Annotated in this window: 13 protein-coding genes and 2 pseudogenes; 11 read left to right on the top strand and 4 right to left on the bottom strand. The window is 56.8% G+C overall.

The window, feature by feature from the left end; genetic code table 11:
• Positions 1 to 80: 80 nt before the first annotated feature.
• Positions 81 to 1,249: pseudogene (locus AB4N41_RS23775) on the top strand (DUF1624 domain-containing protein).
• A 252-nt stretch (positions 1,250 to 1,501) separates the two neighbouring features.
• Here AB4N41_RS23775 and AB4N41_RS23770 read toward each other — a convergent pair.
• Positions 1,502 to 2,893, bottom strand: coding sequence for an aldehyde dehydrogenase family protein (locus tag AB4N41_RS23770; RefSeq protein ID WP_310216493.1), 1,392 nt, complete (start codon positions 2,891 to 2,893; stop codon positions 1,502 to 1,504).
• A gap of 103 nt (positions 2,894 to 2,996) precedes the next feature.
• Between AB4N41_RS23770 and ptrR the strand changes: the two genes are divergently transcribed.
• Positions 2,997 to 3,875 (top strand): putrescine utilization regulator PtrR, encoded by an 879-nt coding sequence (ptrR, locus tag AB4N41_RS23765; protein ID WP_038862196.1) that lies wholly within the window; start codon positions 2,997 to 2,999, stop codon positions 3,873 to 3,875.
• 12 nt (positions 3,876 to 3,887) lie between these two features.
• Here ptrR and AB4N41_RS23760 read toward each other — a convergent pair whose 3' ends face one another.
• Positions 3,888 to 4,511, bottom strand: a complete 624-nt coding sequence (locus AB4N41_RS23760; RefSeq protein WP_460138109.1) for a glutathione S-transferase family protein — start codon at positions 4,509 to 4,511, stop codon at positions 3,888 to 3,890.
• Between the two features lie 115 nt (positions 4,512 to 4,626).
• Entirely contained in the window at positions 4,627 to 5,445 is an 819-nt protein-coding gene (locus AB4N41_RS23755) for an alpha/beta fold hydrolase (protein WP_095180222.1), read from the bottom strand.
• A gap of 223 nt (positions 5,446 to 5,668) precedes the next feature.
• Here AB4N41_RS23755 and AB4N41_RS23750 point away from each other — a divergent pair, with 223 nt between their 5' ends.
• Genes AB4N41_RS23750 through AB4N41_RS23740 form a run of 3 tightly spaced genes read left to right on the top strand, consistent with a single transcriptional unit; the run spans position 5,669 to position 16,486 of the window.
• Positions 5,669 to 7,375: a ShlB/FhaC/HecB family hemolysin secretion/activation protein gene (locus tag AB4N41_RS23750; RefSeq protein WP_252876463.1), complete on the top strand. Its 1,707-nt coding sequence runs from the start codon at positions 5,669 to 5,671 to the stop codon at positions 7,373 to 7,375.
• Between the two features lie 25 nt (positions 7,376 to 7,400).
• Positions 7,401 to 16,052: a two-partner secretion domain-containing protein gene (locus tag AB4N41_RS23745; RefSeq protein ID WP_252876462.1), complete on the top strand. Its 8,652-nt coding sequence runs from the start codon at positions 7,401 to 7,403 to the stop codon at positions 16,050 to 16,052.
• On the top strand, positions 16,052 to 16,486 hold the full coding sequence (locus AB4N41_RS23740; RefSeq protein WP_016775049.1) for a hypothetical protein: 435 nt from the start codon (positions 16,052 to 16,054) through the stop codon (positions 16,484 to 16,486). The genes AB4N41_RS23745 and AB4N41_RS23740 overlap by 1 nt, the downstream gene beginning before the upstream one ends.
• On the opposite strand, the gene AB4N41_RS23735 is transcribed toward AB4N41_RS23740, so the two are convergent.
• On the bottom strand, positions 16,467 to 16,766 hold the full coding sequence (locus tag AB4N41_RS23735) for a hypothetical protein (protein WP_130927882.1): 300 nt from the start codon (positions 16,764 to 16,766) through the stop codon (positions 16,467 to 16,469). The genes AB4N41_RS23740 and AB4N41_RS23735 overlap by 20 nt on opposite strands.
• Positions 16,767 to 16,984: 218 nt before the next feature.
• Here AB4N41_RS23735 and AB4N41_RS23730 point away from each other — a divergent pair, with 218 nt between their 5' ends.
• The 6 genes and pseudogenes from AB4N41_RS23730 (at position 16,985) to AB4N41_RS23705 (ending at position 22,514) form a co-directional block, all read left to right on the top strand.
• Entirely contained in the window at positions 16,985 to 17,254 is a 270-nt protein-coding gene (locus tag AB4N41_RS23730; RefSeq protein ID WP_016775048.1) for a hypothetical protein, read from the top strand.
• Positions 17,255 to 17,491: 237 nt separating this feature from the next.
• Positions 17,492 to 18,109 (top strand): SMI1/KNR4 family protein, encoded by a 618-nt coding sequence (locus tag AB4N41_RS23725; RefSeq protein ID WP_224787207.1) that lies wholly within the window; start codon positions 17,492 to 17,494, stop codon positions 18,107 to 18,109.
• A gap of 25 nt (positions 18,110 to 18,134) precedes the next feature.
• Positions 18,135 to 18,725 carry a hypothetical protein gene (locus tag AB4N41_RS23720; protein WP_150635064.1) on the top strand — a complete coding sequence of 197 codons (591 nt, stop codon included), beginning with the start codon at positions 18,135 to 18,137 and terminating at the stop codon, positions 18,723 to 18,725.
• A 127-nt stretch (positions 18,726 to 18,852) separates the two neighbouring features.
• Positions 18,853 to 20,220 (top strand): annotated as a pseudogene (locus tag AB4N41_RS23715) (DUF637 domain-containing protein); the annotation flags it as partial.
• Between the two features lie 1,124 nt (positions 20,221 to 21,344).
• A complete protein-coding gene (locus AB4N41_RS23710) occupies positions 21,345 to 21,929 on the top strand; it encodes a hypothetical protein (RefSeq protein WP_150635066.1) in 585 nt (194 codons plus the stop codon).
• 240 nt (positions 21,930 to 22,169) lie between these two features.
• The gene (locus AB4N41_RS23705; RefSeq protein WP_252876460.1) at positions 22,170 to 22,514 is read left to right on the top strand and encodes a hypothetical protein; all 345 of its coding nucleotides are present in this window, start codon (positions 22,170 to 22,172) and stop codon (positions 22,512 to 22,514) included.
• Positions 22,515 to 22,586 lie beyond the last annotated feature (72 nt).

Below are 22,586 nucleotides of genomic sequence, written 5' to 3'. Positions count from 1 at the left end.
TTTTGATGTTATAAGGTAACGCGAATTTGCGGGCGGCGTTGCGGCCGTCCGGTGTTATCCCTCTCGATTGCGAAAGATCCATGACCCCTGTGCTTCCCCGTTCTGCCTCCTTGACGACTGGCCGGCTGCTATCCATTGATGCGCTCCGGGCCTGGTGATCCTGTTCATGCTGCTCGATCACGTGCGCGAAACCTTCCTGCTGCATCGCCAGGTCTACGATCCGATGGACATCGCCAGCACCGAGCCGGCGCTGTTTTTCAGCCGCACATTGGCGCATTTGTGTGCGCCGGTATTTGTCTTGCTGACCGGTTTGTCGGCATGGCTCTACGGCGAAAAATACGCTGGCAAAGCCGATGTCAGCGCGTTTCTGTTCAAGCGCGGATTGTTCCTGGTAGCGCTGGAATTCACCTTGGTCAACTTCGCCTGGACCTTCCAGTTGCCGCCCAGCGTGATCTACCTGCAAGTGATCTGGGCGATCGGCCTGAGCATGATCGCGCTGGCGCTGCTGGTCTGGTTGCCACGTGCGGTGCTGCTGACGCTGAGCCTGGCGATCATCGCCGGGCACAACTTGCTTGATACGCTGCATTTCCCGGTCGAGTCGGCGCTGCATGTGCCTTGGGCGATTCTGCATGATCGAGGCTGGATCGAGATCAGCGACACCCTGCGCCTGCGCACCTCGTACCCGCTGCTGCCGTGGATTGGTGTAATCGGCCTGGGCTATGCGCTGGGGCCGTGGTTTGCTCGGGGCATGGACGCGGCGGTGCGTCAGCGTCGTTTGCTGATTGCCGGGGTCGGTGGATTGCTGGGATTTATGGTGCTGCGCTTGATTAACGGCTACGGCGAAAAACCGTGGGCGATCAGCGATTCGCTGGTGCAGACACTGATGAGTTTTTTCAACATCACCAAATATCCGCCGTCGCTGCTGTTCATCGCGCTGACTGTGAGCGTGGGTCTGTTGCTGTTGCTCGCCTTTGAGCGCGTGCAGAGTCGCCGCTGGATTGGCTGGCTGACGGTGTTCGGTTCGGCGCCGATGTTTTTCTATCTGCTGCACTTGTATGTGTTGAAGGTGTTGTACCTGATCGGTGTGGCGCTGTTCGGCCTGAATCAGGGCAGCTATTTCGGCTTTTCGACGGTGACTGCGGTGTGGCTGGCGGCGGTGGTTCTTGCCGTGGTGCTGTTCCCGGCAGTGCGCTGGTTCTCTGCATTGAAAGCGCGGCGCCGGGACATCAGCTGGTTGAAATATCTTTAAATTGCGTGGACTTGTGGGAGTGAGCTTGCTCACGAAAGCGGTGAATCAGCCGGTATAAATGCTGGCTGATGCACCGCCATCGCTGGCAAGCCAGCTCCCACAGGGTTCTATGGTGTTTGCTGTATCAGTTTCCACCGCAGTATTTGTGGTAGCTGGCTTGCCAGCGATGGCGCCGGTGGATTCGGCATCTTCATCGCTTGATACACCGCTTTCGCGAGCAGGCTCGCTCCCACAGGTTTTACAGCACCAGGCTTATTTACGATCCAGCCACACGGTCTGCGCGTTGCAGAATTCCCGTACGCCAAAGTGCGACAGCTCACGACCGAAGCCGCTTTTTTTCACGCCGCCGAAGGTCACACGTGGATCGCTGGCGGAGTAGCCGTTGATGAACACGCCGCCGGTTTCCAGTTCACTGGTCAGTTGCTCAGCCAGCGCCACGTTCGCGGTGTAGATAGTCGCGGTCAGGCCGAAATCGCTGTCGTTGGCCAAGGCCACGGCGTGTGCGCAATCGCGGGCGGTGATGATCGAAGCGACCGGGCCGAACAGCTCTTGCTTGAACGAAGTCATGCGGTCGGTGACATCCGCCAGTACCGTCGGCTCATAGTAGTTGCCCGAACCCTCAACCTTGCCGCCCCCCAGCAACAGCGTCGCGCCTTCCTCCAACGTGTCGCGCACTTGCTGATCCAGCTCATCACGCAGATCGAAACGCGCCATCGGCCCGATGTAAGTGTCGGCGTTCAGCGGATCGCCCATTTTCAACTGGCGTGTCGCTTCAACGAACTTGCGGGTGAATTCCTCGACCACACCTTGTTCGATGATCAGACGTTTGGCAGCCGCGCAGACCTGGCCGGAATTCTGATAACGACCGACCACCGCCGCGTGCACCGCCTCATCCAGATCAGCATCGTTGAGCACGATGAACGGATCGGAGCCGCCGAGTTCCAGCACGCATTTCTTCAATGCCGCACCGGCCTGAGCGCCGATGGCCATACCGGCGCGGACGCTGCCGGTCAGCGTCACAGCGGCGATGCGCGAATCGGCGATGGCGGTGGAAACGCCTTCCGGGGTCACGTTGATCACTTCAAACACGCCCTCGGGGAAGCCGGCGCGAACAAACGCATCGCGCAGCAGGTAAGCGCTGCCCATCACGTTCGGCGCGTGCTTGAGTACGTAGGTGTTGCCGGCAATCAGCGTCGGCACCGCGCCGCGCAGCACTTGCCAGATCGGGAAATTCCACGGCATCACTGCCAGAATCGGCCCCAGCGGGCGGTACTCGATGCGCGCCTTGCCGCCTTCCACCTGAGTCGCCTCGGCGTCGAGCATGGCTGGGCCGTGTTCGGCGTACCACTCGCAGAGCTTAGCGCATTTCTCGATTTCGCCACGGGCCTGGGCGATCGGCTTGCCCATTTCCTGGGTGATCATGGTTGCCATCGCTTCTGAGGTTTCACGCAGCGCGCCGGCGAGGGCGGTCAACAGGCGCGAACGATCCTGCAGCGGCTTGCGCTTCCACTTGCCGAAAGCGAATGCAGCGCGAGTCAGTGCCGCATCAAGGGCAGCGGCGGATTCAAACGCGTAGTCACCGATCTGCTCGCCGGTGGCGGGGTTGATCGAGATGGCGTGGGTCTGGCTGGAAATCTGGCTCATGACGTTGTCCTGTAGGTTCGTCGGATGGGCCTAGAGTAGGATGGCGTTAGTTTTCTGGAAACTGAATAATAAAGAGCGTTTCTTTCACGATTGGAGAATGACTTTGGATCTGGTGCAACTGGAAATCTTCAAGGCCGTGGCCGAGCACGGCAGCATCAGCGCCGCCGCCACGCAGATCCACCGCGTGCCGTCGAACCTGACTACGCGGATCAAGCAGCTTGAGCAGGATCTCGGCGTCGATCTGTTCATCCGTGAGAAAAGCCGATTGCGCCTGTCGCCGGCCGGGTGGAGTTTTCTCGAATACACGCGGCGCATTCTCGATCTGGTGCAGGAAGCCCGAGCCACGGTGGCGGGGGAGGAACCCCAGGGCGCGTTCCCCTTGGGTTCGCTGGAAAGTACCGCAGCGGTGCGTATTCCCGAACTGCTGGCGGCGTACAACCAGCAGCACCCGAAGGTCGACCTTGACCTGTCCACCGGGCCATCGGGGACGATGATCGACGGCGTGCTGTCCGGGCGGCTCGCCGCTGCATTCGTCGACGGCCCGGTGCTGCATCCGGCGCTGGAAGGGGTGCCGGCGTTCGAGGAGGAAATGGTCATCATCGCGCCGCTCAATCATTCACCGGTCGAACGTGCGGCGGACGTGAATGGCGAAAACATCTACGCCTTCCGTTCCAACTGTTCTTACCGGCATCATTTCGAAAAATGGTTCAGCACTGACGCTGCCGTACCGGGCAAGATCTTCGAAATGGAGTCCTACCACGGCATGCTCGCCTGCGTCAGCGCCGGTGCCGGCCTGGCGCTGATGCCGCGCAAAATGCTGCAGAGCATGCCCGGCAGCGCGACGGTCAGCGTCTGGCCGCTGACGGCGGACTTCCGCTATCTGACCACTTGGCTGGTGTGGCGGCGGGGCACGGTGTCGCGCAGTCTGAGCATGTTCGTGCGCTTGCTTGAAGAGCGGGGCGTTGTGCGTGAGCAAGCCTGATCGAGCATGTCTTTATGGCGTGCCGTTGCGCCCGTACAAACGATAACCGTCGCGCTGATTCAAGCGATCGTAATAGGCGCGCACCGCAGCCAGGTCCCCGTGATCGAGCGGCGTTTCGAACCAGCGATTCACTGACAGCCCTATCGGGATGTCCGCCAGGGAAAATTGCTCGCCACTGACGTAAGCATCGGTCTTCTCCAGTTGGCGATCGAGGATTTGCATGTTGCGCGTCCAGTCCCGGCAGCCGGCGGCCAGGGCATCGCGATCCTGATAGTCCGGCGACTTGCGCACCAGCGCCATCAGCGGATACGACCACGAGCGATTCAGCTCCGAGGCCTGCCAATCGATCCACTGATCGACCCGCGCGCGGGCGATGGGCTCAACCGGATATAAATGCGCACCGCCGTAACGCGTCGCCAGATAACGAATGATGGTGTTGGATTCCCAGAGAGTGAAATCGCCGTCCTGAATCACCGGCACCATGGCGCAGGGATTCAGCGCGAGAAACTCCGGCGTGTTCGGCGACTTGAAGCCCGAACCCCAGTCTTCGCGCTCGAATTGGATGTCCAGTTCAGCACAGGTCCACAGCACTTTGCGCACGTTGATCGATGAGGCTTTGCCGAGTAGTCGCAGCATGGGATTTCCTTCTCCGGGTAGTGGACGCAGAAAAATACCATAGCGCAAAACACAAGGCCCGCATTGCGCGGGCCTTGGTTCATCAGCATCTGACTACGGCTTTTGCCGGGCGGGATTACCGATTGAGGAACGCCAGCAGATCCTCATTCAACGCCTGCGCATGGGTCACGGCGAAACCGTGCGGCGCGCCAGCGTAAACCTTCAACTCGGCGCCCTTGATTTGTGCGGCGGCCTGCTTGCCGGTGGTTTCGAACGGCACGATCTGGTCGCCGTCACCATGGATCACAAGGGTCGGCACGTCGATCTTGGCCATGTCCGGGCGGAAGTCGGTTTCCGAGAACGCGGTCACGCAATCGACGGTGCCCTTGAGCGAGGCCATCAGCGCGATGTTCAGGGTTTGCGTGAGCACGCCGTCAGAGACTTTCTGGCCCTGATTGGTGCCGTAGAACGGCGCGTTGAAATCAGCGATGAATTGCGCACGATCCTTCAGCAGGCCGGCCTTGATGCCGTCGAACACCGATTTGTCGACGCCGTCGGCGAAGTCGGCTTTCTTGCCGAACAGCGGCGTGACCGCACCGAGCAATACCAGGCCGGCAACACGCTCGCTGCCGTGGCGGGCGATGTAGCGGCTGACGTCGCCGCCACCCATGGAGAAGCCGACCAGAGTTACGTCGCGCAAGTCCAGATGGTTGATCAAACCGGCGATGTCATCGGCGAAAGTGTCGTAGTCGTAGCCGGTCCACGGCTGCTCCGAGCGACCGAAACCACGGCGGTCGAAGGCGATGGTGCGGTAGCCGCGACTGCTCAGGTACTCCATCTGGTATTCCCACATGTCGGCATCCAGCGGCCAGCCGTGGCTGAACAGCACGGGCTTGCCGCTGCCCCAGTCCTTGTAATAGATCTCGGTGCCGTCTTGGGTCTTGAAGGTGCTCATGCAAACTCCTTGTGATCGTGTGTGGCAAGAATAGATGCCGAATGGGCAACGGCCACTATCCGCGCAAAACGCGCCCGCCACTTGTACGCAGGTGCTGGTTTCACCCATATGAAAGCGCGGCAAATCCCGATGAGCGGAACAAACTTAAGTTTGACGTCAAAATGATGGCCCTCTAATATCGCGCCACTATTTTGATGTCACTTTTTATGTCGAGGGATCGAACATGTTTTCACCCGCCTTCACGGCGCGGTTGTGCCTGGCGCTGCTTTGCCTTTCTCCGCTTGAATCTGCCTGGGCCGCGCCCACTCCTGGTGAAACCGACCTGATCCGCGAACGTCAGAGCCGCTTGCTCGAAGAGCAGCAGCGGCGCCTCGAAGAACTCAAGGATCTGCCCGGCAAAGACGCCAAACCGGCGCAACCGACAACCCCCGTCGATACGCGCTGCTTCACCATCAAGGACATCGAGCTCAAGGGCGCCGACAGCCTCTCGGAGCGTGAGAAGACGCGGCTGCTCAAGCCTTATATCGGCGAATGCCTCGGCGTGCCGCAGCTCAACGAGCTGCTCAAAGTCATCACCGATCACTACATCGAAAAAGGTCTGGTCACCAGTCGTGCGTATCTGCCGCAACAGGATCTGTCCGCCGGACACCTGAAAGTGCTGGTGGTCGAAGGCAAACTCGAAGGCATGAAAGGCGCAGAAAACAGCCGGCTCTCGGATCGCGAACTGGCCATGGCCTTTCCCGGCAAAAGCGGTGAACTGGTCAACCTGCGCGAGATCGAGCAAATGGTCGACCAGCTCAATCGCCTGCCGTCCAACCAGGCCAAAATGGAGCTGGCGCCGGGGCAGAATGTCGGCGGCAGTGAAGTGCGCGTCACCAACACGCCGCAGAAACCTTGGCGCGCCGGCCTGTCGCGCAGCAACGATGGCCAACGCAGCACCGGCGAGCAGCAGTGGGGCACGTCGTTCGACTGGGACAGCCCGCTGGGGCTGGCTGACCAATTGAGCCTGCGCGGCGGCCACGATGCGATGACCGATCACCAGCACACCTCCAACAACGCCATGCTCAATTACAGTCTGCCGTGGGGCTGGTGGACGTTCAGTTACACCTACAGCCAGAGCGAGTACCGCTCGCAGATTGCCGCCAACGGCTACAACTTCAAGCAGACCGGCGACAGCGAAAACCATCAGTTGCGCGCCGAACGCGTGATCCATCGCGACGCGGTCAGCAAGACCTCCCTCAGTGCGGGACTTTCGTACCTGCGCAGCAACAACTTCATCGAAGACAGCAAACTCAAACTGAGCAGCAATCGCATCAGCGAAGCGCAATTCGGCTTCAACCACGGCCGTCGTGTCGGCAGCGCGTTCGTCAACTTCGATGCTGGCGTGCAGGAGGGCATCGGCGCTTTCGATGCGCAGGGCAGTCACGATCCCGGTCCTGGCGAGCCGGACGCACGCTACCGCAAATACACCGCAACGCTGAGCTATTTGCAGCCGTTCAAATTGCTCGGTGAATCCTTCAGCTTCAGCAGCCTGATGACCGGCCAGCGCAGCGAAGATGTGCTGTTCAGCCCACAACGCACGAGCCTCGGCGGCTCGGCGTCGATCCGTGGCTACAAGGATCAATCGCTGTCTGGCGACAGCGGTGGTTACTGGCGCAACGACCTGCGCTGGAGCCGCCCGGTGACTGCCGAATGGCTGCAACTGGTGTTCGCCGAGTACGGCACCAGCCTCGGATACGACCAGGGCGTAATTCGCGGCGATCGCTACAACGGCGATCAGCACGGGCGCATGTCGAGCAACTCGCTGGAGCTGTTCGCCCGTGGTCAGCATGTGGCCGCCAGCGTGACTTTCGCGCATTCCCTGGAACGACCCGACGCGCTGACCGAGCGTGAAGCGCCGATCTATTTCCGCCTGGATTTCTTCATTTAATTTTTGCCCGCTTCGAGATTCTGATATGGACATTCGCCACCTGGCCTTCCTGGCCAGCCAACCTTCTGCGGCCGTAAAAAAGCGCGAGCAATTTTGCGGCATGCCCAAGCGTGGTCTGGCCTTTTTGCTGGCGAACGTCATGTTCTGGCAACCGGTGTGGGCGCAGGCGGACGGCATCGTTGTCAGTGCACCCGGCACCAGTCTGGATCGCGCCGGCAATGGCGTGCCAATCGTCAACATCGCAGCGCCCAATGGCAGTGGCCTGTCGCATAACCAGTTCCACGACTACAACGTCGGTGCGCAAGGCGTCATCCTCAACAACGCCACCGACCGCATGCAACAGACGCAACTGGGCGGGATCATTCTCGGCAACCCGAACCTGCGTGGCGCAGCGGCACAAACCATCCTCAACGAAGTCAATGGCGGCAGCCCGAGCCAGTTGCGCGGCTACACCGAAGTCGCAGGGCAATCGGCACGGGTGATCGTTTCCAATCCTTACGGCATCAGTTGCAACGGTTGCGGTTTCATCAACACGCCACGTGTCACGCTGACCACCGGTAAGCCGGTGCTCGACAATGGTCGCCTGGAGCGCTTTCAGGTCGACCAGGGAAGCGTTTCGATTGACGGCGTCGGTCTTGATGCGAGCAACGTCGACAGTTTCGAAATCATTACTCGCAGCGCGCAGATCAATGCACAGATCCACGCAAAAAACCTGAACATCACCACCGGCCGCAACGACGTCAACGCCGACACGCTCAGTGCCACCGCCCGTGCCGATGACGGCAGCGCCAGACCACAACTGGCCATCGACTCCTCGGCGCTCGGCGGCATGTATGCCGGTGCAATCAAACTGGTCGGTACCGAGCAGGGCGTTGGTGTGAAGCTGGCGGGGGATCTTGCCGCCAGCGCCGGTGACATCCGGATCGACGCCAATGGCCAGCTGACCCTGGCTAAAGTCACGGCGGGTAATGCCGTCGATGTAAAGGCCAAAAGTCTCGATGCCCAGGGCGCGGTTTATGCCGGTACGCAGGTCACCGTACAAACCGCCGAAGACCTGATCAATCGCCAAAGCCTCGCTGCCCGTGACAGCGTCAGCCTGAGCAGCGGCGGCAGGCTGACCAACGCTGGTGTGATCGAAGCCGGGGTGAACGCAGACAACAGCCGCAACGCCAAGGGTGATCTGTCGATCAACAGTGCTTCGGTGAGCAACAGTGGCAGCGTGTTGGCCAGCCGCACCCTGGCCGCCAGCGCAGCCGCAACGTTCGAGAACCAGAACGGTACCGTGCAGGCTCAAGACCTCACTCTGAACGCGGCGCGCCTGGTCAACCAAGGTGTGAATGCGCGTGTTTATGGTGAAACCCGTCTGGTCGTGAGCGCGCCGGCCATCGTCAACCTCAGCGGCCTGATTCGCTTCGCCGATGGGCAAGAGGCAACACTGGTGGTCGACAGTATCGACAACCGTCAGGGCCGTATCGAAATCGCCGGCGGCAGCCTCAAGCTCAATGCTCAGGAGGTAAAAAACACCGGCGGCAAAGTGATCGCCGGTCGCCTCGACGTGGACGCCCGTCAACTGGACAACGGTGGCGGCCTGATCGGCGCCAGCGACGGTGAGGCCAAGGTTGTCGCCCGCGAACGTCTGAATAACGGCGCGGGCAAGATCCAGGCGAAAACCACACTGGCACTGTCGGGAGGGGAGTTGCTCAATCAGGGTGGGACGCTGGCTGCCGACGACATTCACGTCACGGCCACTCGCCTTGATAACAGCGCCAAGGGTGTGATCAGCGCGGAAAACGGTGCTGCTGATCTGACGCTGACTCAGGATTTCGACAACCACGACGGCAAGGTGCAAGCCTCGGATCGCTTGACCGTCACTGCGCAGAGCATCAACAACCGCAACGCAAGTCTGACGGGCAAAACCCTCGAGGTGGCCAGTCGCGGCACGCTGGATAATACGCAAGGCGCGATTTCGTCCGATGACAGCGTGGTTTCCAGTGCAGACCTGGATAACAGCCTTGGCCTGATCCAGGGGACCGATCGCCTGAGCCTGACCGCGCAGGATCTGCAAAACGCCAGCGGCCAACTTTTGGGCGGCATCGTCGACGCAAACCTGCGCAATCTGATCGGCAACAACGACGGCACGCTCAGCGCCGAAACCGGGCAACTGACGCTCCTCGTCCAGCAGCACTTGAACAACGCATTGGGCCGTCTGCAATCCATCAAAGGCGATGTGGAACTGCGTGCCAGCTCTATCGATAACCGTGGCGGTGTAGTCGCCGCCCGGCAATTGCTGGTGGTGGCCAAGGACGGATACGTCGACAACCGTGGCGGGCGGATGATCGCCGACGACCTGGAGTTGCACGCGGCCAGCCTTGATAACCGTGCCAACGGGTTGTTGGCCGCAGGTGCCGATGGCGCGCGGTTGATCCTCAAGCAAACTGCACCAAGCCAGTCGCAACTGCTGAATCAACAGGGCCGGATTCAGAGCGAAGGTCAGTTGCACATCGACGGTGACGAGATCGACAACAGCGCCGGTGTCCTGCTCGGCAACGCTATCGACATCAATGCCAAACAACTTGGCAACAACGACAAGGGCGGCATCGTCGGTAATGGCGGCGATGTCGTCCTCAACATTGCCGGAGTTTTCAGCAACGTCACCGGTCTGGTCGATGCTGGCGCACAGCGCTTGCTCCTTGATCAACTGACCTCGCTGGATAACCGGGGCGGCACCCTGCAAGGCAAGCGCCTGGACATCAATAGCGCCTGGATCAACAACAACGCTGCCGGGCAGATCATCGCTGGCAGCGACGGCCTGAAGATTACTGGCAAAACACTGCTCAACCAGCAAGGTGTGATTCTGGCCAACGGCAGCCATGCCGAACTGGCGCTGAACAACGGCAATTTGCAAAACCAGGGCGGCACGCTGCAAGCCGACTCGGTGAGCATCACCAGTGCCGACCTCGACAACAGTGCAGCCAGCGGCAAGGCCGGGCTGATTTCCAGCCTGATTGATGACTTGACGCTGACCGTGACGCGCTTGGCTAACCGCGCCGGCAGAATGTTCGGCAAGGATCAGGTGATCTTCACTGGTACCAGCCTGGACAACACCGGCGGCGAGATCAGCGGTAATCAGCTGGGGCTCGAAGCCGTCGGGCAGGTTCTCAATCAGGGCGGCCTGATCGAATCGGCGAACAGCCTCAAGCTGACTGCCAGCGGCTTGGATAACAGCGCCGGCGGCCAGCTCCGCGCCCTCGGTGGCGCTGCGAGTCAGATCAAGCTGACCGGCAATCTGAACAACCAGAGCGGCGTGATCGAAATCGGCAGTCAGGACCTGCTGCTGTCGGGTGCCGAAATCAATAACTTCAGCGGCAATGTGCGCCACGCGGCGCAGGGCCTTTTCGACCTGGATGTGAGCCAACTGGCCAACAACCAGGGCAGTCTCACCGGGCTGGGCAATGGTGTATGGGATGTCGGCTCGGTCAACGGTGTTGGTACCTGGCAACTGAACGGCGGGCTGACCTACACCAGTGCGCAGAACCTGACGCTCAATGCTGGCGAACGGATCGCCAGTGCTTCGGCGCTCAGCCTCAACGTGGCCAACCTGAACAATGCCGGACAATTGCTCAGCGGCGGCGATCTGGCGCTGACCCTCGGCGGCAATCTGCTCAACAGCGGCAAAGTCTCCGCGCAGCAGAAACTCACGATCAGCGCCAACGACGTGATCCAGCAGGACGGGCGACTGGTTGGCGGCGGCGACACCGTGATGACCTTGCGCGGCACACTGGACAATCTCGGTCGCCTGATCGCCAACCAGAACCTCACGGTGACGGCGGCACGGATCAATAACAAAGGCACCCTCGGCGCCCAAGGCAATCTCGAACTCACCGCCGCCAACGGTCTCTACAACGATGCCGACACGCTGCTGTTCAGCGGCGGCACGATGAAGCTGCACGGCAACAGCCTGAATAACTATTACGGCGATATTTACAGCCGCGGCAACATGAGCTTCGACGCTGTCGATGGCGGGCGCGCGGCGTTGTTCAGCAACTTGTCGGGCACCATCGAAGGCGAGGGTGACGTCGATATCAACGCGGTTTCCTTCGAAAACGCCAAAGCCGAGTTCGAGCTGACTTCCGGTCAGTCGTCCGGCAGTTTGAGCTGGGTGTGCGGTCAGCACTGCGATGGTGGTGATGGCTGGAAGCGCGGCACCATCACCATCACTACCCAATTCAACGACGAGGTGCTCAAGGACTCGCGCGCGGCGCGATTCGTGGCAGGCAAGAACTTCACCATCCACGCCAACCAGGTTGAAAACCGTTACAGCCTGCTGGCCGCCAACGGCAACCTGACCGTGACGGCTGACAGCCTGCTGAACCAGGGCGGGGAGTCGCGTTCGGGGACGCGCGTGGTGAAAAGGGGCACCCCTGGGCGTATCGACAACAGCCTCTGGGACAAGATGGAGTTCGTCGATGTTCCGGCGTTCAACGCGGCTACCGCGGCCGGCAACTTCGATCAGGTGCGGTTCGATGAACTGATCAGTCGCTCCAGTGATTCGCGATTCTCTTTGATGAGTGACGTCACCACCTGGAACGCAAACGGCAACGCCGTTTACGCTGCGGTGATGCAGGCCGGCGGCAAGGTCAAGCTCGACGTCACCAACAGCATCCAGAACGGCACGCTATACGACAACACTTATGGCCAACTGACAGGTTCTCTGGCCAGCGACCAGACTGACGCGGTCGGCGGCATCAACATCAACCTGGGCAAACATAGCACCGACGCTGTCGCCCAAACCTCCAGATCCGTTACCCGTATCGAGCATGTCGACGCCGATGGCGTGAAGCAGATCAGCTTCACACCGGTGGACTTCAAAGGTGTGCCGTTCGCCGCCGTCGACCCGACGGCTTCCTCGACCTTCCGGTTGCCGAAAGGCCCGTACGGCATGTTCGTGCAAAGCACGAATCCGCAGAGCCGTTATCTGATCGAAACCAACCCAGAGCTGACTCAGACGACGGCGTTCATGAGCTCCGACTACCTGCTCGGCAAGCTCGACTTCAGCGCCGATGAAGCGGCGCGTCGCCTCGGTGACGGTCGCTATGAATCGCGGCTGATCAGCGACGCCGTCATGGCCCAGACCGGCCAGCGTTTTCTCGCCGGTGGCCTGGAGAACGACTACGAGCAATTTCGTTATCTGATGGATAACGCGCTCGCCAGCAAAAATCAACTGAACCTCTCAGTCGGCGTCAGCCTGACCTCGGCGCAGGTCGCTGCGCTGACCCACGACATTGTCTGGATGGAAGAGCGCATCGTCGACGGCCAGAAAGTGCTGGTGCCGGTGTTGTATCTGGCGCAGGCCGAGTCGCGCAACGTGCGCGGTGGCAGCCTGATTCAGGGCCGAGATCTGGAAATGCTGGCCGGTAGCGATCTGGTCAACGTCGGCACATTGAAGGCCAGCAACGACGTGTCCGTCGACGTCAAGGGCAGCCTCTATCAGGGCGGTCTGGTCGAAGCCGATGAGCGCATCAAACTCATGGCCACCGACAGCATCCGCAACGCCCTAGCCGGCGAAATCCGTGGCAATCAGGTCGAACTGACGACACTCAAGGGCGATATCGTCAACGATCGCACCGCCATCGCGGTGCGTGATGGCAACGGCATGCGCACCCTCGTCGACGACGGCGGCATCATCAGCGCCCGCGACAGCCTGACCATCAAGTCCGGACAGGATCTGACCAACGCGTCTGCCATCAGCAGCGGTGGTGACGCCAGCCTGAGTGCAGCGCGCGACATCAACCTGTTGGCGACACGCGACGAAGACGAACTCCACGAATCCTTCGATGGCGGCCATCGCTCAGTCATTACCACCACCGTGGAAAACCTCGCGTCTACAGTGAAAACCGGCGGCGACCTGAAGCTCGATGCCGGTCGCGACATCAACGTCGTCGCCAGCACAGCCGAAGCCACCGGCAACCTCACCGCCGAGGCCAAGCGCGACATCTACCTGTCCTCGGCCGGTGATGAACACAACGTCGAAACCCATAGCAAGGACGGCAAGAAACGCGTCCATGAACAGGATGACCACACTGTTCAGAAAGCAGCTGAGTTCATCGCCGGCGGCGACGTAAAAACCAGTTCCGGGCGTGACACCACACTGATCTCGAGCAAAATCAGCGCAGGCAATGAAGCCTACGTCTACGCCCGTAACGACCTCAATTTGCTGGCCGCGCAGAACAAGGACCACACGCTCTACGACATGAAGGAGAAGGGCGGTTTCGGCAACCTGAAACTCCAGCGCGACGAAGTCACCCAGGTCACCCACGTCGGCAGCGAAATCAAGACCGGCGGCAACCTGTCTCTGGTCAGCCTGGGCGACCAGCATTACCAGGTGGCCAAACTCGACAGCGGCAAGGACATCCTCCTCGACAGCGGCGGCGCCATCACCTTCGAAGGGGTGAAGGATCTGCATGACGAGAGCCATACCAAAACCAACAACAACGCGGCGTGGGTCTCGGCGAAAGGTCGCGGCAACACCGACGAAACCCTGCGCCAGACGCAGATGATCGCCAAGGGCAACATCGTCCTGAAAGCGGTCGATGGGCTGAAGATTGATATCAAGGATGTGAGTCAGGAGTCCGTCAGCCAGACCATTGATGCGATGGTCAAGGCTGATCCGCAACTGGCGTGGTTGAAGGATGCGGAGGCTCGGGGAGATGTTGATTGGCGGCGCGTGAAGGAGATTCACGAGTCGTTTAAATACAGCAACTCGGGGCTTGGCCCGGCTTCGCAGATGATTATTGCGATCGTGATGGCTGCCTTTGTCGGGCCTGCTGCGTTCGCTTCGCTAAGCGCGAGCATGGGCACAGCCTGGGCCGCAGGCCTCGCCGCTGTGGCAACAGGTGCAGCCACGAATGCCACGACCAGTTTTATCAATAACGGCGGAAACCTTGGAGCGGTTTTCGCGGACGTTACTTCATCCGATGCACTGAAGGGCTATGTGATTTCCGGAGTGACAGCCGGATTGATGGCCGAATACCTGAACCAGCTGACGGGTATGAAATACGATCCGAATACCGGAAAGCTGCTCGGCCCGTCGTTAGCCACGTGGGAGGGCGTCGGTAGATTCGCTGGAAGCCAAATCATCCAGGGTGGCACTTCCGCGCTGATCACCAAGGCAGTCGGCGGCGATGCAAGCGCCGGTGACGTTCTGAAGACGGCTCTGTTCAATACCGTCGCAGCGTTCAGCTTCAACATGGTGGGCGATCTCACGCAGGGCGTTCTGGATGATGGCTCAGCGGGCAAAATCATCATTCATGCGGCGGTGGGTGGGCTGTTGTCGGAGATGACCGGCGGGGATTTTGCGACAGGCGCGTTGGCGGCTGGTGCGAATGAAGCGCTTGTTGGTGAGATGAACAAATGGTTCAAGGGCAATCCCGAGTTGTTGCTCATGGGGTCGCAGATAGTGGGGGTGCTCTCCGCAACTGCGCTGGGCAATACTGATCAAGAGTCATTGGAAAACGCCTCTTGGGTTGCCAACAATGCGACACAGTACAACTTCCTGAATCACCAGGATGTAAAAGACCTCGAGAAAGCGCTTAAGGAGTGTAAAGACAACTGTGATGCTGTTCGAGCTGAGTTTGCCAAGCGTGATGCGGATAACACGGCGCGGCTCAATAACTGTTGGGCGACCGGCGATTGCGCGCAGATCAAGGCTGAGATTGATGAAGGCTCTCTTGCATTAAATAAACTTTGGGAAAATGACGATTCGGGGATCACAGATCAATTCCTTCATAGCAATATCGCCGACTCGACCAACGCTAGGACGCGAGCGGTCCTCGACCACCTTCCGAAAGGGGATCCGGCTAATGCGGTGAAATTGTTGGCTGCAGCGGGAATTATTGCTCTTGCGCCGGAAGCGATTGGTTTGCTTGGACAGTTGGCCACGAGAGGTGCAGCTACTTGTGCAGCAAACCCAGTGCTGTGCGCGAACGAAGTCGCGATCTGGACCGCTGAGGCAGGAATGTCGGAGGCACTTCCCGTGGGGTTAGGGGCCACAGCAGGTGGGGCCGCAGCCAAGGAACTGAGTGATCTCCGCGGTTTGATGGAGATCGAAGCGAAAACTGGGGCTAAGCTAACGGCTGAGCAGATTGCGGCAGTCGTTAGGCCGGCAGCGATAGGTTCAGAGGGGGCAGCCACCGTTGGAGGTCAGGCAACCTCTACATTTTTGAAAGATTTTGGCGAGAAAGTTCTTAGTCATAACACCCAGATTGGCGTGCGTAATAGTAAGGCGGGGACGATTTCTGGTGCTCATAACAGCGATGCCTTCTTGGAGTCGGTTGAAAAAACTGGGGCAAAAATCTCCAATAAAACTACGGATGTCCGTTATCCTGGCCTTGTGGAGTATAGTTATCAGTTGCCTAAAACTAACACTCGGGGCGAGTTGGTCGGTGGATACAAGTCCAAATCCACCAAAACAACTTATGATTCGAAAATTCTGTCAGATATCAAGGTGGCTGATATGTCGAGCAGGGCGGCAGTCGAAGCTGGCTCTTTGTTCAGAGCTAATCCAGCCATGAGGGAGGCCAGTATCAAAGTTGATGGTTATTACTTTCAAGTGACGCGTGATAGCAAAACTGGAGATATAACAAACTCATTTATTACTATGCCGCCGAGGACGAAATAATGGCTGATTTGGTTTGGTTAGAGGTTCTCAAGGAATCATTTTCTTCAACTGACGCAGATTATGAGGGTCTTTACGAGTTAATTGAGGCTTCTATCGTAAGAGGGAGGACTAATTTTCCTGCGTTTATCTACGACGCTTCGCAGGGACATGGGTTCTCAGTGGCTGAAGGTTTTTTTTACTCGCTTGATCAGGATTGGGACGATCCAGAAGAATTCAATGAGGTAAGTTTCTTCTTGGGGGAAGCGTTAACTTCTAGCATACCTGTGGCTGACTACGTTTCTCTGATGAAAATTGCAGCTGATGTTTATTCTGCTTACTTTCCAGATGAACGCGATGGAGTTCAAAGGTCTGCTGAAAGATTAGAAAAGCGTTATTCACAACAAATGGAGGAGATAAACGGGGACAGACCACCTTTCAATTCTCGTCCAGCGTAAAAGCGGTGGCGACCTGAAGCTCAATGCCGGTCGCGACATCAACGTTGTCGCCATCGCCGAAGCTACCGGCAACCTTACCGCCGAGGCCAAGCGCGATATCTCCCTGTCTCGGCCGGTGATGAACACAACGTCGAAATCCACAGCAGGCACGGCAAGAAACGCGTCCATGAAGAGGACGACCACTCTTTTCAGGAAGCTGCTGATTCATCGCCAGCGGCGACGCAAATACCAGCCCGGACCTCGACACCACACTGGTCGCGGGGAAGATCTGCACAGGCAACGAAGCCTACGTCTACGCCGGTAATGATCTGAACCTGCTGGCCGCGCAAAACAAGGGCCGCACCCTCTACGACATGAAGGAGTAAAACGTGTCTGTCCGCCGTTTTCCCAAGTAAGGTGATTGGAACAAACGTCTGATGCGCTCCGATCTCGACAATCAAAATAAATGTTCGGGATGGTGTGATCCAGACTGCGTTCTCGTACTGGTTAGGAATGGTTATGAGCAGTGGCGGCACGATAATAGAACGATTTGTGGCCCAAGAGTTGGACGACAGCGTTCGCTCTATTTTGAAAAACGCCTTTGATGAGCGGGTTTGCTCAGAGAGCATTCTGTTCAGGGCGTTCGAGTTTAATTGCTTTGACGTTTCTTTAGACTTTGAAAAAGGCATCGTCACATTGCAAGATGTACTCTCCGCTGGAGAAAGTAGCGTTCTTGATATACCGATACGTGATTTTATCTCTGCTTGTGGTTTGAATGTCTCTTGTTAATTGTAGAGGCCTAGATGTGATCTGACACCGGCCTAGCACCCAGATAAACGGGGACAGACCATGTTTAAAACGCATTCCAAAACGTGATCTGTCCCCGTTTCCCCGAGTCGGCGCAACATATTGAAGATGCCATCGGGGCAGGAAAGCCTGACACGTTGACCAGGCGCTTGTATTGGCGCTCAATGCAGAGAGTTGCCTAACGGGACGAAGGTTAGAATAGAGGTGATAGATTAGATTGTGAATAATTTGGATAAGTTGTTATCGATTGCAAGTTCGTCCTTGAGTGAGCGTGAACCAGAACTGTCTGGGCCAATACGCAACATGGCAGGGACTTCGGCGGAACAACTTTTTAATGTGCTGCGTCAGCGCAATGGCTTCTATGCTTTTGAAGGCGCGCTGCATATTTTTCCAAGCAACTCCAGCCAAAGTGAAATGGGCATATCTGATTGGAATCATGCTGACCTGTGGCGCACTAGCTACAAAGGTCTAGCCGATAATGGTGTCTTTTTTGCTGAAGATATCTTTGGTGGGCAGTTCTGTATCAAGGATGGCAGTATCTACATTTTTGATCCGGAAACTGGCTCGTTAGAGTACTTGGCTGCGGATGTTGAAAGCTGGGCTGAAGTAGTTCTGCACGACTATGAAGTATTGACAGGCTATCCGTTGGCTCATCAGTGGCAAAAGCGCAATGGTCCAGTTCGTGCTGGGATGCGTTTGCTGCCCAAAGTGCCTTTTGTAATGGGTGGTGATTTTTCCTTGGATAATTTATATGTTGCCGATGCTGTAGAAGGCATGCGGCTCAGAGCCGATATAGCCGATAAGATTAAAAATTTACCAGACGGTACTCAGGTTTAATTCAGTCTGGACTGACAGGAGACAAATGATAGTTTCAGCGATGTTTGATTCCCTCGTCACATTTGACTGCGTATATGGAGGCTTTGAGCTCGAAAATGGAGTAGTTCGCCTTTATGTCGAAAGAGGCCTAGCCTTGAAAAAAACGAAGTTGGTAACAGCGGCGGATGGCGCTCGGATCGTACAGTGTGATGAAGATGAGTGTCCTAAGGGCGAAAGTATTTTTCCTGTTCATTATATTTACGATCCCGCTAGAGATGTGGAGTATGTTGAATGGAGTCTTGTAAATGGTTTGTTACACGCTCGAAGCGAGGGTGGTGAATGGGTCAAATACGAGAGCAAGAGTGAAGGTTTGCACGCAATGCATGAATATGTGGGTGACTGCTGGCTGGTCTTTTCGGGTGTGAGTGTGTTGAGAAAAGTTATCTATGAATATTCTCTCGATCGAAAGAGTTCCTCAGGTAATGAGTTTGTCGAGGAGTTTATTAGTGGGCCTAAAGTCGATAAGTCTGCAAGTGAGTATTTTCTTGAGGGTGAAATAAACGTTTTGCCTGGGCCAGGATGGATGTCTTTGAAAATTGATGCAGATTCGTTTCATATCGAGATTCCCGACGATTGAAAGAAAAGCGGATAAATGGGGACCGGATAAATGGGGAAAGACCACCTTTCGAGAGACAAACGGGGACAGGCCACCTTCAAATTCGCGTCGAGCGTAAAAGCGGCGGTGACCTGCAGCTCGATGCCGTCGCAACATCTATTTGTCCTCGGCCGGAGATGAATACAACGTCGAAACCCATAGCAAGGACGGCAAGAAACGTGTCCATGAACAGGACGACCACACTGTTCAGAAAGCCGCCGAGTTCATCGCCGGCGGCGACGTAAAAACCAGTTCCGGCCGTGACACCACACTGGTCGCGAGCAAAATCAGCGCAGGCAATGAAGCCTACGTCTACGCCGGTAACGACCTCAATCTGCTGGCCGCGCAGAACAAGGACCACACCCTTTACGACATGAAGGAGAAGGGCGGTTTCGGCAACCTGAAACTCCAGCGCGACGAAGTCACCCAGGTCACCCACGTCGGCAGCGAAATCAAGACCGGCGGCAACCTGTCTCTGGTCAGCCTGGGCGACCAGCATTACCAGGTGGCCAAACTCGACAGCGGCAAGGACATCCTCCTCGACAGCGGCGGCGCCATCACCTTCGAAGGGGTGAAGGATCTGCATGACGAGAGCCATACCAAAACCAACAACAACGCCGCATGGGTCTCGGCCAAGGGTCGCGGCAACACCGACGAAACCCTGCGCCAGACGCAGATGATCGCCAAGGGCAACATCGTCCTAAAAGCGGTCGATGGGCTGAAGATTGATATCAAGGATGTGAGTCAGGAGTCCGTCAGCCAGACCATTGATGCGATGGTCAAGGCTGATCCGCAGTTGGCTTGGCTAAAGGAAGCTGAGTTACGTGGCGATGTTGACTGGCGTCGTGTCGAAGAAATACACAAGAGTTTCAAATACTCGACATCTGGACTTGGTGTCGCCGCACAATTGGCCCTGGCTATCCTGCTAGCTGCAGTCACCGGGGGGGCAGGCGCAGGATTGATAGGCGCAACTGCTGGCACGTTCTCTGCGGGCTTCGCCAACGCTGTGTTGATCGCAGTCGAAACTACCGCTGCAAACAGCGCCATCAGCAATAAAGGCGATCTGGGCTCAGTTCTCAAGGACGTTTTCAGCAGCGAAAATCTTCAGGGGTATGTGCTCTCCGGGATGTTGGGCGGCATTGGGAATGGCCTGGGTTATAACCCGACAGAACTTGGTTTTGACTGGAGTAGTGCAGGCCAAGTGATTCTCAAAACCAGCGCTGATACGTTGGCTCAAACCGCATTGCAGGGCGGAAGCCTGGGCGACAATTTCGTCAACAATCTATTAGGAGCTGTAATCGATATTGGCGGAGCTATCGCCGCCAATAAGGTTGGTAACCTTAACCTGGTGGAAGGCAGTCCAACGAAGATTGCAGCCCATGCATTGGTGGGCGGATTGAAGTCCATGGCCTTGGGCGGGGACTTCAAGACAGGCGCGTTGGCTGGAGGCGCCAACGAAGCACTGGTTCAGTATCTTGCGGACCTGATACTGCCGGAAAATTACGACCCAAACATGCCGGGAGCCGATCAGGCCAAAGCTAATCTATTGGCGATGTCGCAACTGATCGCAGTGCTCTCCGCCGTGATTGCCGACACAGACCCAAACATAGCAGCAAATATCGCGGCTACTGCGACCCAATACAATTACCTCTCGCATTCTGACCTCGAGCGAGCGGCACACGATTTGTCCGCCTGTGGCAATGACGCTGCATGCGCGAATACGAAGTACGCCGAATATCACGTTCTGAGCCAGAAGCAAGACATCGAGGCAGTTGCTCAATGTGCGGCTAATTCTGGTAGCTGCGAAGGCCTTTCAAGGATTGTTGCAGAGGCCGAGGCAAAAACTCAAAAATTGAAAGACCTGGCAGCCTCGGCATCGCCCGAAGCAGCCAAGATGTTCGATCTGCTGATCGCGGAAAATCACGGGTTCCAGAATATGCTGGCGGGCATCACCGCTGGAAATTCAGTCGCTGCGATTGCGGACACACTGGTCCAAACGCTTGGCATCAGCCACGAAATGGCGATGGCTGCTGTTGAAGGCTTGGCGATGTCAGTGTCTGGGATGGCTCCGACGATTAAGACCGCAGGAGGCGGTAAGAATAAACCCAAGGGAGGGCCTGCTGGATCGACAGAGGAGGCCGAATCCACTGCTCCGAAAGGCAACGCAGGAAATACCAAAAGCGACTCGGCGGAAAACGTAACCTATTTCCGGGTAGAAGGTGGGGGAACAGGGTTTAAGACGAGCCAGAATCGAATTACCGCCAATGACGACGGGAGCATTACCATTAATCCTGGGTGTACGGGCCAGCTGTGTGTCAGTGTTGGCAATGCTGACCACGCAACCTACTACTTGACGAACAAGCGTCCTGATGGCTCCGTAGTGGTCTTCGATATCGATGCCAAGACTCATAAGGAAATTATGGACAGAGTGATACCTCAGCACGGCGATGGCCCAAGGGACCGTGATGCACCCAAGAGAGTCGACGAGGGCCAACCAGGTTACTCCCTGGAGTTGCCGAAGATATGGGAGTCGCTACTCGAAAACAGTGCGAGTAATGCTCGTGTCTATACGCAAGACGAATTTTTAAAAGAGTTTAAGAAATGACCATTGATCAAGACGTTTTTGATGACCTGTGGGACGGCGAAAGAAGTATCGGTTTTTTTGTTCAGTCAGCTCAGTGTTACTGGATTGTTGACGAGAAGCGTAATTTTACTCTTGACGTTGACAAGAGTCTTAGAGCGTCATTGAGTAACGGAACTATCACGCAAGAGCAATACGAACGATCCTGCCTGAAATTCAGAAATGGTATCCTGAAGATGACTGCCGAGAACTTTCCTTCGTATCTTCATGGGCCGAGTGTAAAGATTTTGTCGTCTTCCGAATTGCAAGGCTTTATTGGGGCTAAGCCGAATGTTTTTGAAAAAATTGAAAACTACTATCTCACAGGCGAAGGTCTGGATTCGGAGCTGTTCAAAAATGCAAATGTCATACGCTCGAGGCTTCCACTGTTTTACGTGAATTTTGATCGAAAGATTTTCATGCACATGGATGACGGTCGATTTCATGAGGAGTATGTGCATTCGGACTGGGTTGCTGAATCTGGCGATTTCAGCTACTTGATTCCGTCACGAGAAAAGTATTGGGTGGATGCAGGTAAGGATTTTTGGAAAGTTCGTTTTTTATAAACTAAGTGCTGATCTTTAACATATGTGGACTGTCCCATTCTTTACGGGCTACCTCTTTTTTGCCTTTTTTTGTCAATTTGATATTACCGAAGTGTCGGATAGGTGAACGGTACGTCGGATAATCAGTTGTATGGAGCTGTACGCATTCTGATGAATGCTGCCGGTAATAAGGTGTGAATCAAATTCAGGGCAGGTTGCCGGCTGCAATATCTGGAGCTTAAAGCACACGAGGATCAACCATTGAACAATGTTGAAGCACTGAATGGCTTTCTGCGTGAATACGTTTATGTGGAAAGTCTTCACCTGGATTCCGAAGATGGACTTAGCGGTTACAACCTGTTGATGACGCTGGCGAAGTCTGCGGATCCTGGAGCAGCGACTATCGCGGTCATATTTTTTAACGTGGGCGGTCTGAACGTGCGGGGATTTGGTGGTGGCTTGACTCAGTTCATGGATCTTTGCGTGTCGAGGGTTGAAGGCGGACTGGATCGTATACGGTATGAGCTGGTTGATGAGGAAGAAGAAAAAATAGCCTTTAACTTCCACTCCTTCAAAGTGCTCAGCGAGGATGGCAGCGGCGAATAGGCAGCGAAAGCCAGGTTGCACGAATTGATGCCTTTTTCCAAAAAAAGCCCCGTCTGAAGCGGGGCGTTTTTT

Source organism: Pseudomonas sp. S2_A10, from assembly GCF_054668465.1.
Note: the sequence above shows the minus strand (reverse complement) of the source record. Positions and strands in the feature narration are given on the sequence as shown.